Genomic DNA, 13,937 nt, shown 5'->3' on the forward strand with positions numbered 1-13,937 from the left:
ATTATAACTGTTATTTCTGGAATCTTGCTGTATATGGGGGCTTATCGACGTGAGGAAATTTAAGGGCATACGATATGAAATACGGCGCATGTCGGGTGCATATGCAATTTTTTGTTTTTTGTTGTTTATCGCAAATTATTTCAGCATTAAAAGATTGGTATTCCTATTTAACCCAGACTACAGGATAGGAGTAACTGATGTTCTATATAGGTTCTTTCAGGCTCCGTCTCTCTCCCTGATCGTTTCACCAATGTTTGCTGTACTTTGTATCGGATTGATCACTAGAGAAAAAGATGATAGCTATATAACAAGATTTGAAAGTCGGGTAAATTATTGGAGGCAGTTATCGGTTAGCCTATTATTCCATTCCTTTGTATTTATTGTTCTTACATTAGGAGTAACGTTACTAGCTGCCTCTTTTAATATACTTTTAGAAAATTATTGGACTTCAAATGAGGGCTTTATATATAGAAATATAAAAAATACACAATTGGTAGATGTGTGGAAAAATGAATCATGGCGATTTTCTACACCCGTGGTTCTTGTAATGTCTATTCTCATGGGCTGGGCGTCTTATTGGGCGACCGGTATGACACTGCTTGTGTTGTATATGTTGGCAAACAGCAGGGTAATCGCCTTTATACTGCTCATTCTCATTTCGATTTCTGATACCTATTTGTCCTTTGTTTCGGTGTTATACCGATTCTCGTTTTTTTATTTGACTTATTGGTTCGATTGGAAATCTTTTATTGCCAGTATCACTTATTTGATTGTTCTTAGCATAATTATGTACCTAATTGGAAAATACTTCGTAAATCGTAGAGACTATTTAGCGCTTCGTCGTTGGAATGTTGATGATAAATAAATGATAGAAAGGTATCGAATCCTTTGCATAAGATTAGTCGGCTTATCTTTTATGATATATCGTTATTTTGGCGAATTAATTATAGGGTGTATATGGTAGGGCAGCTGCTGTTCTTTATACTGATCTTTATTTCGACTGGAATTGCAAATCAAACTGGGGGAAACAGTATCTGGACCGCGCTATTATCTGTTTTTGGCGGTTTTAATCCAGACGCTAAGAGACTATCGTTTACTTGGCTATTTCCTCAATTATATCTGACTTTTCTAGGCGGAAACTACGTAAGTAACGTGCTTTCACCTTCGCTTATATACCATATGACTCGAATAGGCAGCAGGACATATTGGTGGATCTCGAAGGTAATAACCATTGGATTCTACACGGTAGTTTATTATTTAACTGCCTTCACAACCGTGGTTGGGGCCAGCTTACTGCACCAAATCGTTTTTGTTAATTCAGATGTCCGCCTTTCGGGTATTATTTATCTAGATTTTCAATCTATAGACTCAGGTTATTTCTTATTGCACTTGTTTTTTATTTTTGTAACGACTTCTATCGCTATAATTCTTGTTCAGTTTTTGATTAGCCTAAGTATAGGTTCAATTCCAGCCTATATGATCACTACAATGATGTATACAGCAGCATTTTTTATTCCAAGCCGATTTGTGCTAACAACCCATTCTAATTTGATGGCATACGATGAGTTCTCCAACAAAGAGTTAACGCTTGCTTTTGGCTACGCGTATAACATAGGAGTGACACTAGCCTTTATCTCCATTGGATTGTTAATAGTAAGCAAGCTTGAATTCTTAGAGAAGACTAGCGGAAAGTGAGTGAATATACTTGAACTGTTATGTTGAAGTTCGTCAATTATGCAAAAGAATACGAGGTGCTACGATCCTTCATGACATTAATTTACAATTGAATCGTGGTAGAATATATGGATTTCAAGGCAAAAATGGTTCGGGAAAGACGATGCTATTTCGAGCCATCTGCGGTTTGATCTTGCCGACTGATGGCGAAGTGATAGTAAATGGTGAAAAAGTGGGCCAAGATATTTCATTCCCCCGGAGTTTAGGTGTGCTTATTGAACAGCCAGGTTTCTGGGGTGGATATACAGGATTTAAAAATCTACAAGTGTTGGCTTCAATCAAGGGGGAAATTGATGATACAGCAATCCGTGAAGCGATAAAGCGGCTAGGAATGGATCCGGATGATAAGAGAAAATATCGGAAATATTCACTTGGTATGAAACAAAGACTTGGTATTGCACAAGCTATTATGGAAGATCCGGACCTCATTGTTTTAGATGAGCCAACCAATGCGGTGGATGAGGAAGGTGTTCAGCTTATCAAACAGATGCTGCTCGAATTGCGGGATAGGGGCAAGACCATTTTAATTGCCAGTCATGTAAAAGAAGAGTTGGAAATGCTTGTTGACGAAAAGTTTCTTTTAAGCAACGGAACTATTGTGGATAAGGAAGTGTTCACAGTATGATTAACAATAAGAAATGGGGCGGTTTACTGATTGCGATTGTATTGCTTATTGTTTCGGTTTGGCTTGTTAATACATTGCTTGCACAACGAGGCGCACAACTACAACATAGTTTGAAAGCATCCACCCCTGTAGTTATAGGAAAAGTGGGCGAGCCCCTCATGTCAGGGAACGTTCAGACTACCGTGGAAAAGTTCCAAATTGCACCCGAAATTGAGGGGTTCGTAAATGAACACAAAAGTAGCGGCTGGGGGTTCATAATTGTTACTTTACATATTGAAAATAAAGGGAATGAAAATCTAACCTTTAATTTTGGTAGTTTTGATGTCAGCACAACGCAAGAAAACTTTCACTATGATCTTGATATCGGGGCGACAAATTTTTTAACCAAGAAAAACTATTACGATCAAAAGAAAGAAGAAATTATACTTTTATCGCCAAATCAAAAACTAGAGTTAACTATAGCTTATTATGTCAATCAAAACGAAAAAAAACTGTTATTAGATATACCTGTTGAGGATTTTGAAGGTCAGAGCGCAAATACCAAAAAACAAATTCTTCTTCTGGAAAGATAGTGCTGATTGGGAGTGTCATCATGTTAAAAGGAAAACGAATACTTATTTTTGTAGGTATTGTACTATTAGCTGGCTTCTATGGGTACCGGTTGTATCAAGTGAATAAAGATTTTGTTATAAAGCCAGAAACAAAAGTATATAATATTGGGCAATCTGTCATTACGGGAGAGCTTGCAACCACGATTTTAGGCTATGGTGAATACCCTGCGATGAATGGAAGGTCAGCTGAAGAGGGATATGTTTATATAGCTTTTGATGTCTCTCTCAAAAATGTTGGCAAACAATCTATCCAGTATTTGATCGATGACTATGTACTATACAAAAAGTTTGATACTTATATACTTGATTTCGACGTACATAGACAATTAAAGAAAAATGGAAATTTTATTAAGAAGGAGATTGACCCAGGTGAGATTGTAGCGGGGAAACTAGTTTTTCAAATTCCAAAGTATTCAAATGATTTACAATTTAAGTATCCTGCACGTGAAAATGAGCGAGAGCATTTTCAATTTAATAAAGAGACGATCATTCATTTAAATTAATCCTAGGTACGTTGTTAGTATCCATAGTAATGCCATGAGTTATGCAGTTCGTGGTAACTCTTGGTATTTCTGGGGTTTTGGCGTAGCCAAAGAAGCATTAAATAATACGGTGGCCAAAATAATCGAATAAGCACGATCGGAGTCAGTGGTTCATAGCGTTCTCTTCGGGTTAGCGGTTCAATCACCTTGCGAAATAAAGCCGTATTCCGCTTTGCTTTTGTCACCCAATCAAATTCAAGACAGCATGTATTACAACCAAATTCATCGCCCAAGAATATGTTTTAGTTAGCGTTTAATAAAGTCTGTCGCTATCTGCCCGCGGCTACGCTGGAGATGAGGCAGACTTTTTTTACATTATAGAATATATGTTTTTGGGATGAGAGCACATGCCCATCAAGCTAAGAACAAAGATAAAGTATCATATACTACAGTTCATCATCTGATCCAAATCATTTAGTAAGAAATGGATTTTGAACAGCTTAAATAAGTCTTTGAGGCTTCGTTAACTGTGAAACGTAAAAAGCGCCTTGTCGCTCCATTTCTTCGAAGTCATCTAAACAAAAGTATCCTAAATCTCGAATGCAAGATCCTTCTTTTTCACTGTTTTCGCTCGTTTTTCACCATACAAGATCATCATTGTTTTTTCCTGGTCCAACCTCAACTTGTAAAAATTCTCCGGCGATTAGCTCGTATTCAAGTTGAATTTTCTTACCTGCCGTATGAGAACTTCCTCCGGATCCCTTGTAACGATAGGGGGTCACAGAAACATCATAATTAATGTTCACTATATATACATATTTGCTAAAATTTATATTAAAAATCTACGATTCTACAATATTTTCGGTAAATCTATGTTACTATAAAATCCTAATCTAGTAAAAATAGGAAATGGTAATGTTGGATTTAAAGAAATCATTAGTTACTTTATCCGCTGTCACTATGTTGGTTGCAAGTATCCCGCCTATGACTGCCTTTGCTGAATCTAGCGAAAAAATTGCTACAGCCAACGAATTGGAGCAGAATTCCAATGTACAAAAGCAAAAATCTCTAACCGTAGATGACGTTCTTAATAACCCGCAATGGGATTACAACATAAAAACATGGACCTGCACAATAATGAAAAAGGCAGAGATTGCTGGAACATTCTCACAGACGGTATTCTATGGACATCAGATCAAACTTTGCAAAATCGTGTTGCAGCGAAAATTCAAGCTGGAGAGATGATTGTTCTTAGATAATAAGCGATAGAATTAAGTTTTTAATATTAGCTAGAAGAGGGAAAGAGGAAGTCTGCTTTCCCTCTTCTTTATACTTATGAGAGAGGACATCAATTAATGAGAATCATGTTATTTAGCTTGTGGATATGTTGTTGTTTGCTTCTCAGTTCCTGCGAATCGATGTTTAGCAATATTCACAATAAACCACTGCCTACTTCTACAGCACATGTTGAAAACACGGATATTGCCATTCCTGCTAAATATCATACTTACCGCTGGGGAGCAGAAACGGATTATGGTGATTCGGCAGCCATTGATGTTGATGTTGAACCTGTCGTCATACCGCCTCATTCAAAAATCGTCATTTCGTTTGATAGAAGTCCTAAAAAAATTGGTACTATTCAGGAAGTTTTTAATAAAGAAAAATCAGTTGTACTGGACAATTCAAAAAATGAAATAGTTGTTCCATATTCCGAAGGAATGCACACATACTATTACACTGCTGAATGGTCTGAAGGAAATGTTGCATTTGTTATCAAAGTGGAAGTGAAGTGATATTTATGATTTGACTCTGGCGGTACCCCTTGCTCAAAGCTAAGGACAAATTGCACCCCTAAAGGAAGAAAATTTGATTTTTTCCTGTTTGGGGGGTATGTTCTAATTATTAACTTGATGGCTATGGGATGAGAGCAGCTAATCTACCATCAGCAGGAAGGAGCGCTATCCAATCATGAAACAACGCCGACTTAGAGAGGAAGTACCTGTAGAGCTCACTTGGAATCTGGAGGAGCTATTTACGAGTGTGCAGGCCTGGGAAGATGAACTGGAAGACATACAAGCGGAAGCAGCGCGATTAGAGCTTTACAAGGGAACATTACATACAGGAGCAAATCAGCTGGCAGACTGCTTAGAGGCGCAGGAGGCTTTGCTCGCTCGCAGCTCGCTGGCAGCGGCCTATGCAAGGCTGCGTTTCTCGGAAGATTCCACCAATCCGCTCAACCAAGCGAATTCCGCACGTTCCGGTGATGTCATGTCGGGGATCGGGGCTGCGATTTCGTTCATTCGTTCCGAAATCCTGGAGCTGCCGGAAGGAACGGTAGAAGGATACCTGAAGGAGGAAGCCCGCTTAGAGCCGTTCCGCAAAAGCTTAAACGACTTGCTCGAAACCAGACGGCACAAGCTTAGCGCAGAAACGGAAGCCGTTTTGGCCTCACTCGGCGAAGTGCTGGGAGCGCCGTATACGATTTATCAGCGGAGCAAGCTGTCCGATCTCGCGTTTGACTCCGTCCAAGATGCGGAGGGGGTAACGCACCCGGTTTCCTTTGCCCTGTTTGAAACGGACTATGAGTTTTCAGCGAATACGGCGCTGCGCCGGGCTTCCTACCAATCGTTCAGCAAGACGCTCGCGATGTACCAGAACACCTTTGCCGCCGTTTACGCCACGGAAGTGAAGCGGCAAGTCGTAACCGCCCGTTTGCGTGGCTACGATTCGGCAACGGATATGCTGCTGCAGCCCCAGCAAGTGACGAAGGAAATGTACAATAACATCCATGATGTTATTCTTGCGGAGCTTGCGCCGCATATGCGGCGGTTGATGCAGTTGAAGAAAAAGGTGCTGGGCCTAGATCGGCTTCTGTTCTGCGATCTGAAGGCGCCGTTCGACCCGGACTTCAATCCTTCGGTAACGACCGAGGAAGCAGGCCGAACGATTCTTGAAGCGCTGCGTGTTATGGGACCGGAGTATACGGCGCTCATGGAGCAAGCTTTATCCCAGCGCTGGATTGACTACGCGGACAACGTAGGCAAGTCGACCGGCGCGTTCTGTGCGTCGCCATACGGCAAGCATTCGTATATTCTCATAACATGGGGCGGCAATATGCGAAGCGCCTTTACTTTAGCGCATGAGCTTGGGCACGCAGGTCATTTGATGCTCGCAGCCCGGAATCAGACCTATACCAACTTCCGTCCTTCTTTATATTTCATTGAAGCGCCATCTACGATGAACGAGCTGCTGCTGGCAGAGCATATCCTGAAGCAGTCGGACGAACCGAGGATGAAGCGTTGGGTTATTTTACAACTATTGAACACCTATTATCATAACTTCGTCACGCATTTGCTGGAAGGCGACATGCAAAGAAGAGTGTACGCCGCTGCGGAACGAGGAGAAGCGCTGACGGCGAAGAAGCTGTCCAGCCTCAAAGGCGAGGTGCTTTCCGAATTCTGGGGAGATACGGTGGAGCTTGATGCAGGGGCTCATCTGACTTGGATGAGACAGCCTCATTACTATATGGGCCTCTATCCGTATACCTACGCTGCCGGCTTAACTGCCTCTACAGCGGTTGCCCAGCTCATGAAAGAGGAAGGGCAGCCGGTTGTCGATCGTTGGCTGAATGTGTTGAAGGCTGGCGGAACGATGAGTCCGCTTGACTTGATGAAGCTGGCCGGTGTCGACATGTCGGAAGCGAAACCTATCCAGAGCGCTGTCAGCTACATCGGATCGTTAATAGACGAGCTTGAGCAGCTATTTGAATAACCTCCTGTCTGAAAACCTTCAGGCCGCGATCGACGCGGGATTGAAGGTTTTTTTCTGGCAAAAAAATCAGTTGTCCTACATTTTTTTATTTTTTATGTGCTCTTTCACTTGTTTCGACAAACATTTCAAATGGAACGTGTTAGATTATTCGTGTATTGCTTCGGAAGGAAGGGTGAGCGCTATCAACAGTGTCAGCAAACTGATTTCGATTCGCACGATCTTGCTGTCCGTCTTTCTACTGCTCATGATTTTCCCTTTGGTAGTTATAACCTATATTACCTATAAAAAGGAAAATGAATTGTTCCAAAAGCAGATGAGCCATTATCTGCTGCAAACGGTTGGACAGACTCAGCGGGCTTTGGATGCCAATCTGTCAGAAATCGACCGGCTCACTTGGACTTTGCTGTACGAGCAGTCGCTGGATTTTTTGAACGGTCCCTTGGACTCCTCGTTTCAATTGTTTGAAGCGAATCAGAAGTTTAAAAATATGGTGTACTCCAATTTGTTTCGAGGCAGGCTGGAGCATATTCGGGCCATCTATTTTATAACGGCCAATCATGATGTTCTTTCTACAGAAAATTTGTTTTATTCCTATGACCAAGTGGATCGCGAGAATTACAAAATTGTTCTGGATCAAATTGAGAATCAGCCGTTGAAAATGAACTGGTTTACCGACAAAAAATCGATCTACCGCCCAAAGGACGGTTTCGAAACGCCGGTTCGCGCTTCTGTCACGGCTGCGAGACGCCTTATAGACAGCAATACGGCAAAGCTTCGCGGTTATTTATTTGTTCAATTTAACGATCTGTTTATTAGCGAATATTTGCGGAACGTTCAAATTGGTGCAACAGGGTCATTATTAGTCTCAGACTCGTCCGGGGATGTGATTTACCAGCAGGACCCCCAGCTGCCGCTTACGAATAAGATCAGCCAAGCGATCAATGCTTTGCCTTCTCAGGGGCAAGGACTGCAGACCGTCGATGGCAAATGGCTGCTTGCTTACGACACTTCCAAAATTAGCGGATGGAAGATGACGGCGGTCGTCCCAATCAACGAATTAATCGGCCCCAATCAGAAAATATTGCGCTACTTGTTGATCATGTCGGCAATCGGAGCTCTTGTCTCCGTCATTGTCTCGTTTCTTCTGGCTACCGCCATTTCCAAGCCGGTTATTAATTTGGCCCGCTTAATGGCCTTCGCAGCGAAAGACAATCTTCATGTACGGGAAACGCAGGGACCCATTCGAGAGATCAGCATCTTGCAATTCAGCTTCAACCGGATGATGGACCGTATTCAGTATCTGATTCATGAGAATGAAAGGCAGCAGAAAGAAAAGCGCGAGGCGCTTCTTCAAGCTCTGCAAATGCAGATCCATCCTCACTTTTTGTACAATACGCTGGATATGATTTATTGGATGGCCAAGAAGCACAAAGCGGATTCCATTTCCAAGCTGGTTACGGCTTTGGGGCGGTTCTTCCGTTTTACTTTAAATGCCGGACAGGAATGGACGACTCTGGGGAAAGAGCTTGAGCATGTAGAAAACTATTTGCAAATTCAATCCTTCAGATACAGGGACAAGCTGTATTATGAAATTGACATGGATCCCGAAGTTACAAACATCAATGTGATGCCGCTCATTTTGCAGCCGCTTATTGAAAACGCTTTAGAACATGGCGTATCGAAAAGCGAGGATGGCGGTAAAGTGACGATTAAAGCCGGCAGAAGAGAGGATAAGGTGCATATCGTCATATCGAATACGGGCAGGCAGATCGATTTGGCTCGCGTCCGCCTTTTGCTGCAGCCATCCGCCTCAAACGCCACCCATGTGGGACTTCGGAATGTGCAGCAGCGAATACAGACGGCATTCGGGCTTGAATACGGGATCGAGGTTGCGGCAGGCGAGGATCAAGGAGCGGTGGTAACGGTTACGATCCCTTATCGATTGTCTTCGTACCGTGAGAATCAAGAGGGGGCATAACATTGAAATTGCTGCATTTTAACAGGCTGATGTTGGTTTCGTTCGTTCTGCTTCTAGTCTGGGCGTTAAGCAGCTTGCTGCTGCTGGACCAGGTCACGGTGGATCCGCCTAAGGCTTTGGCGGGCACCAAAAAAATCAAAGTGTTAATTCGAACGGGGACGGAATCTACGGCGATGCGTCAAATTTCGCAGACGTTCGAAGCGGACACGGGGATCCAAGTGGAGTTTATCGAACTGGGAAGAGATGTGTATTTTACTTCGGTAGGTACGCAGCTGTTAGCGGGGACAGAATCGTTTGATATCGTCGCTATTCCTAATACATCGATCGCCCAATTCGCCTCCGTCCATGCGATTCTACCTTTAGATCCTTTCATGAATAATAAAAATTTAACCGATATGCCGTCGTTTGATGTTAGCGATTTTCTGTCCACTTACCAATACCAAGATATGACCTATGCGCTGCCAACGGATATCAGCACCCATTTTCTGTATTACCGGAGCGATTTAATCCCGAATCCGCCTGAAACTTGGGACGAATTATTCGAGCTGGCTAAAACGTATACGAAAAGCAATAATCCGAATTCCCCGACGAGATGGGGCCTCGCGATGCCTGCTGTCATACCGGAGGAAAGATCCAAGATCTTCGCGTCGCTGTTGTGGTCATTCGGCGGCGATGTGCTGAACGAAGAGGACGGCAAAGTTTTATTGGACCGGGAGGAGTCGATTCAAGCCGGCAAATATATGGAAAAGCTGGTGCAGGAGAAGCTGGTTCCGCAGGATTTGCTGAGCTGGGATTTTGCCAGAACCCGGGACGCTTTAATAGCGGGAGAAATCGCTATGGCAGCTCCCTATTGGAATGCGGCCTATCCCATGATTAAACAGAACAGCGACCCCAATAAGGATTCCATAAAAATTGCCTTAATCCCGGGTACCCGAGATCGGGACGGGAATATCAGGCGCGTTCCGTTCCAGCATGGCTGGACGCTCGCCATTAATGCCAGCAGCAGAAATACCGTCGATGCCTGGAAGTTTCTCGAGTATGCGACGGGGAAACGCGGAGGGATGATCTATGCGCAGCAGGGCGGAGTGCCGGCACGGCGTTCTATTCTAGACGACCCTTCCTTTAAAAAGACTAGACCGGATTTTGCGCTGATTTTGAAAAGTATGGACATTGCTAAAAATGAGCCTTCGATTAGCTATTATCCGGCTATGGTCGAAATCGAAGAAAAGGCTTTGGCCAAAATCATTACCTCTTACGCCAAGCCGGAAGTATCGTTTAAAGATGCGGCGAGTGAACTGCGCCAGCTTACCAGGAAAATGAATGGAAATTCGAAGTAGGACGGAGGATGCCTCGATGAACGCGACCGTTTGCCGTGCCGTTATTATAGATGACGAAACTTGGATTCGGGAAGGCTTGAGTGAGCATATCAATTGGGAGATGCTGGGGATCGATCTGGTCCAAGTATTTCAAGACGGACTGGAAGCTATCCGTTATATGGAGGACCACCCCGTCGATATCCTTTTGTCGGATATTCGCATGCCCAATATGACCGGGCTGGAGCTGGTCGCCAGATTGCGTGAAATGGAAAATGAGAAACGCTTGCTGTCGAACACCAAGGTTATTTTCCTCAGCGGATACGGCGATTTTAAATACGCCCAAGAAGCGCTGCGATTAGGAGCTGTGGATTACCTGCTCAAACCGTCGGATGTGGAAGAGATCGAAGTTGCTTTGCAGAAAGCCAAGATGATCTGCACGAAAGAAGCGGCTCAACCGGACACTCAACCGGACAAACCCGCCCTCGAACCCAAAGTATCGGAGGAGCCCAGCTCGTACTTGATCAAAAAAGCGCTTCAGATGATGGGCGCCAGATTCACGGAGGACCTTCATCTTCATCAAATTGCCGAAGAATTGTTCGTCACTTCGAATTACTTAAGCCGGTTGTTCCGTCAAGAAACGGGCAAATCGTTCAGTGATTATTTATCGCATTTGCGCATCGAGAAAGCCTGCGAGCTTCTTGGCAGCAGCACCCTCAAGATTTATCAGATTGGGGAGGCCGTCGGCTATCCCAACCCCCGGTATTTCAGCGAATGGTTTCAAAAGCAAATGGGCATGTCGCCGGGCGATTACAGATCAAGGAGGGCCTAAAGACAGCTTAAAGACAGCCTAAAGACAGCCTAAAGACAGGCAGGGCGCCGATTGTGCAAAAAAACGGAAGAAAAGATAGATTTACCTCATTAAAAGTATTTCCCCAATTGAGTAAGATAATTTTGTAAAGCGGTTTCATACAAAAGCGATCTGAAAGGGGAAGTACTGTGAAACGTAAATTATCTATCATTCTTTCTACTGTAACATTAACGGGTTCACTTCTTACAGCATGCAGCTCGAGCACCAATGAGGCTAATAACAGCCCGGCTCCGTCTGCGGCTGCGAACACGCCTGCCGCAACGGCAGCGCCTGCTACTCCGGCTCCGGCGGCAACCAAAAAACAGGTGGAAATTTTTAGCTGGTGGACGGGCGCAGGTGAAGAAGCGGGACTTCAAGGTCTTATTAAATTGTTCAAAGATAAATATCCGGACATCGAAGTCATTAATGCCGCTGTAGCCGGCGGCGCCGGAACCAATGCGAAGGCCGTTCTCGCTTCCCGCATGCAGGGCGGAGATCCGCCTTCAGCGTTCCAAGTTCACGGCGGTGCGGAGCTGAATACGGGATGGGTTGCTGCCGGTAAGGTCAGCCCGTTGAATGATCTGTACGACAAAGAGGGCTGGAAGGATAAGTTCCCGAAAGACCTGGTTGACATGGTCAGCAAGGATGGAAACATCTATTCCGTTCCGGTCAATATTCACCGGGGCAACGTGATTTTCTACAATAAGAAAATTTTTGACCAAAACGGTTTGAAAGCGCCTACGACTTTCGATGAGTTTATTAAAGTAGCCGATGCATTGAAAGCGAAGGGCATTACTCCGCTGGCGCTCGGCGATAAGGAGCCATGGACAGCAACGATGTTGTTCGAAAATGTTTTGCTCGGCGAATTTGGAGCTGACGATTACAAGAAGCTGTGGACCGGCGAAATTCCGTTCGACGATGCCCGTGTGAAAAAATCGCTGGAAACGTTCAAAAAGATGCTGACCTATGTGAATAAGGACCATGCTGCCCGCAACTGGCAGGACGCCGCCCAATTGGTGGCCAAAGGCGAAGCGGCTATGAACAATATGGGTGACTGGGCAAAAGGCTATTTCACGACGGATTTGAAACTGAAAGCGAATGAAGATTTCGGCTGGGTTGCCTCACCGAATACGGACGGCACGTTCATGGTCGTAACGGATACCTTTGCTCTGCCTAAGGATTCCAAAGACCAAGCGACAGCTAAGGAGTTTTTGAAGGTTCTTGGCTCTGTAGAAGGTCAAGACGTGTTTAACCCGCTGAAAGGATCTATTCCGGCAAGGGTTGATGCGGATACTTCCAAATACGATGTATACGGTAAAACGACGATCGAAGATTTCAAGAAGAGCAAGCTCACACCGAGTATGGCTCACGGATCCGCAGCGCCTGAAGGCTTCACAACACAGGCTAACCAAGCGATCAATATCTTCGTAACCCAAGGCGATGTAGAGCAAACGGCAAAAGCGCTTAAACAAGCACAAGATGCCAACGGTATGAAAAAATAAGGAAAAATCGACAGGGCCAGATGACGAATTAGGCATCTGACCCTGTTTTTCTGGAGTGTGAATAGATGAATGCTATCGGTACAAAAGAACAATTGAATACAGATCAACCTAGTATTGCGCTGCGCAGGCGCAGTATTTGGAAATCGGAAAAGCTTGTTCCCATTTTAATGCTTCTGCCTTCCGTAGCGGCAATTGCTATTTTTGTTTATGGCTTTATAGCTTGGACCGGTTACGTTTCGTTATCGCAGTGGAACACGCTCGTCAAAAATCTGACTTACGCCGGATTCAGCAATTATTCGTTTCTGTTTAACGATTTCCGCTTTCAATCGGATTTAAGGAATACGATTATGTTTACCGCTCTGTTTATCGCAGGCGGGATGCTTGTTGGCTTGTTTCTGGCCGTTATGGTAGACCGGAAAGTACGGGGGGAAGCCTTTTTCCGAAATATATTCGTATTTCCGATGGCGCTCTCTTTTGTCGTGACAGGGGTCGTATGGCAGTGGATTCTGAATCCGACGACCGGAGTCAATTTATTGTTGAAATCGCTGGGTGTAACGAATGTGCCGAGCTGGTTTGTAAGCACAGAAATTATCCCTAAAATCCATATCGGGCAAATTGATTTCGGTTTCCCTGTAGCGATTATTGCCGTTGCAATTGCAGCGATCTGGCAAATGTCCGGATTTGCAATGGCAATGTATCTGGCTGGCCTGCGGAACATATCCGAGGATCTGCGGGAGGCTGCGCGAGTAGATGGCGCGACGGAATGGCAGGTGCTCCGGAAGGTGATTCTGCCGCAGCTGAAGCCGATCACGATGAGCTTAATTATTATTTTGGCGCATATCTCATTAAAGATTTTCGACTTGGTGTATGCGATGACAGGACCGGGAGCCATGTTTGTTACGGATGTGCCCGGCGTGTACATGTTTGAAACGACATTCCGTGGAAATCATTATGCTCAAGGTGCAGGTATCGCGATGATTATGCTGCTGCTAGTTTCCTTGCTCATCATTCCTTACTTGGTTTCCAACTTGCGCAAGGGGGAGGATTAACATGTCGCTGGAGCGCGTGAAT

13 protein-coding genes are annotated in these 13,937 nt (G+C 44.4%); all 13 read left to right on the top strand.

All coding sequences use genetic code 11. The features are described 5' to 3' along the window. The first annotated feature begins 49 nt into the window (after positions 1-49). The 13 genes from AC3WRW_RS24495 to AC3WRW_RS24555 all read left to right on the top strand — a co-directional run bounded on the left by AC3WRW_RS24495 (position 50) and on the right by AC3WRW_RS24555 (position 13,915). Complete coding sequence (locus AC3WRW_RS24495; RefSeq protein ID WP_492548860.1) at positions 50-865, top strand: hypothetical protein; 816 nt, start codon at positions 50-52, stop codon at positions 863-865. A gap of 92 nt (positions 866-957) precedes the next feature. After that, positions 958-1,695, top strand: coding sequence for a hypothetical protein (locus tag AC3WRW_RS24500; protein ID WP_492548861.1), 738 nt, complete (start codon positions 958-960; stop codon positions 1,693-1,695). A 10-nt stretch (positions 1,696-1,705) separates the two neighbouring features. Further along, positions 1,706-2,359: an ABC transporter ATP-binding protein gene (locus AC3WRW_RS24505; RefSeq protein WP_492548862.1), complete on the top strand. Its 654-nt coding sequence runs from the start codon at positions 1,706-1,708 to the stop codon at positions 2,357-2,359. Continuing rightward, positions 2,356-2,931, top strand: a complete 576-nt coding sequence (locus AC3WRW_RS24510) for a DUF4352 domain-containing protein (protein ID WP_492548863.1) — start codon at positions 2,356-2,358, stop codon at positions 2,929-2,931. The genes AC3WRW_RS24505 and AC3WRW_RS24510 overlap by 4 nt, the downstream gene beginning before the upstream one ends. Before the next feature lie 20 nt (positions 2,932-2,951). Beyond that, complete coding sequence (locus tag AC3WRW_RS24515) at positions 2,952-3,473, top strand: DUF4352 domain-containing protein (protein ID WP_492548864.1); 522 nt, start codon at positions 2,952-2,954, stop codon at positions 3,471-3,473. Between the two features lie 897 nt (positions 3,474-4,370). Continuing rightward, positions 4,371-4,697 (top strand): hypothetical protein, encoded by a 327-nt coding sequence (locus AC3WRW_RS24520; protein ID WP_492548865.1) that lies wholly within the window; start codon positions 4,371-4,373, stop codon positions 4,695-4,697. Positions 4,698-4,870: 173 nt separating this feature from the next. Beyond that, the gene (locus tag AC3WRW_RS24525) at positions 4,871-5,245 is read left to right on the top strand and encodes a hypothetical protein (RefSeq protein WP_492548866.1); all 375 of its coding nucleotides are present in this window, start codon (positions 4,871-4,873) and stop codon (positions 5,243-5,245) included. A 175-nt stretch (positions 5,246-5,420) separates the two neighbouring features. Further along, the gene (pepF, locus tag AC3WRW_RS24530) at positions 5,421-7,223 is read left to right on the top strand and encodes an oligoendopeptidase F (protein ID WP_492548867.1); all 1,803 of its coding nucleotides are present in this window, start codon (positions 5,421-5,423) and stop codon (positions 7,221-7,223) included. 136 nt (positions 7,224-7,359) lie between these two features. Beyond that, complete coding sequence (locus AC3WRW_RS24535; RefSeq protein ID WP_492548868.1) at positions 7,360-9,201, top strand: sensor histidine kinase; 1,842 nt, start codon at positions 7,360-7,362, stop codon at positions 9,199-9,201. Positions 9,202-9,203: 2 nt separating this feature from the next. Next, positions 9,204-10,538 carry an ABC transporter substrate-binding protein gene (locus AC3WRW_RS24540; protein WP_492548869.1) on the top strand — a complete coding sequence of 445 codons (1,335 nt, stop codon included), beginning with the start codon at positions 9,204-9,206 and terminating at the stop codon, positions 10,536-10,538. A gap of 16 nt (positions 10,539-10,554) precedes the next feature. Continuing rightward, positions 10,555-11,346, top strand: coding sequence for a response regulator transcription factor (locus AC3WRW_RS24545; protein ID WP_492548870.1), 792 nt, complete (start codon positions 10,555-10,557; stop codon positions 11,344-11,346). A gap of 167 nt (positions 11,347-11,513) precedes the next feature. Next, positions 11,514-12,866, top strand: a complete 1,353-nt coding sequence (locus AC3WRW_RS24550) for an ABC transporter substrate-binding protein (protein WP_492548871.1) — start codon at positions 11,514-11,516, stop codon at positions 12,864-12,866. A gap of 65 nt (positions 12,867-12,931) precedes the next feature. Beyond that, positions 12,932-13,915 carry a carbohydrate ABC transporter permease gene (locus AC3WRW_RS24555; protein ID WP_492548872.1) on the top strand — a complete coding sequence of 328 codons (984 nt, stop codon included), beginning with the start codon at positions 12,932-12,934 and terminating at the stop codon, positions 13,913-13,915. The last annotated feature ends 22 nt before the right edge of the window (positions 13,916-13,937 follow it).

This window comes from Paenibacillus sp. FW126-R14, from assembly GCF_058789495.1.

What these genes read in the sequence shown, in the direction of transcription:
- AC3WRW_RS24500 (WP_492548861.1), top strand. Translation starts at nt 958, where the DNA reads ATGGTAGGGCAGCTGCTGTTCTTTATACTGATCTTTATTTCGACTGGA.
- AC3WRW_RS24510 (WP_492548863.1), top strand. Translation starts at nt 2,356, where the DNA reads ATGATTAACAATAAGAAATGGGGCGGTTTACTGATTGCGATTGTATTG.
- AC3WRW_RS24515 (WP_492548864.1), top strand. Translation starts at nt 2,952, where the DNA reads ATGTTAAAAGGAAAACGAATACTTATTTTTGTAGGTATTGTACTATTA.
- AC3WRW_RS24525 (WP_492548866.1), top strand. Translation starts at nt 4,871, where the DNA reads ATGTTTAGCAATATTCACAATAAACCACTGCCTACTTCTACAGCACAT.
- pepF (WP_492548867.1), top strand. Translation starts at nt 5,421, where the DNA reads ATGAAACAACGCCGACTTAGAGAGGAAGTACCTGTAGAGCTCACTTGG.
- AC3WRW_RS24545 (WP_492548870.1), top strand. Translation starts at nt 10,555, where the DNA reads ATGAACGCGACCGTTTGCCGTGCCGTTATTATAGATGACGAAACTTGG.
- AC3WRW_RS24555 (WP_492548872.1), top strand. Translation starts at nt 12,932, where the DNA reads ATGAATGCTATCGGTACAAAAGAACAATTGAATACAGATCAACCTAGT.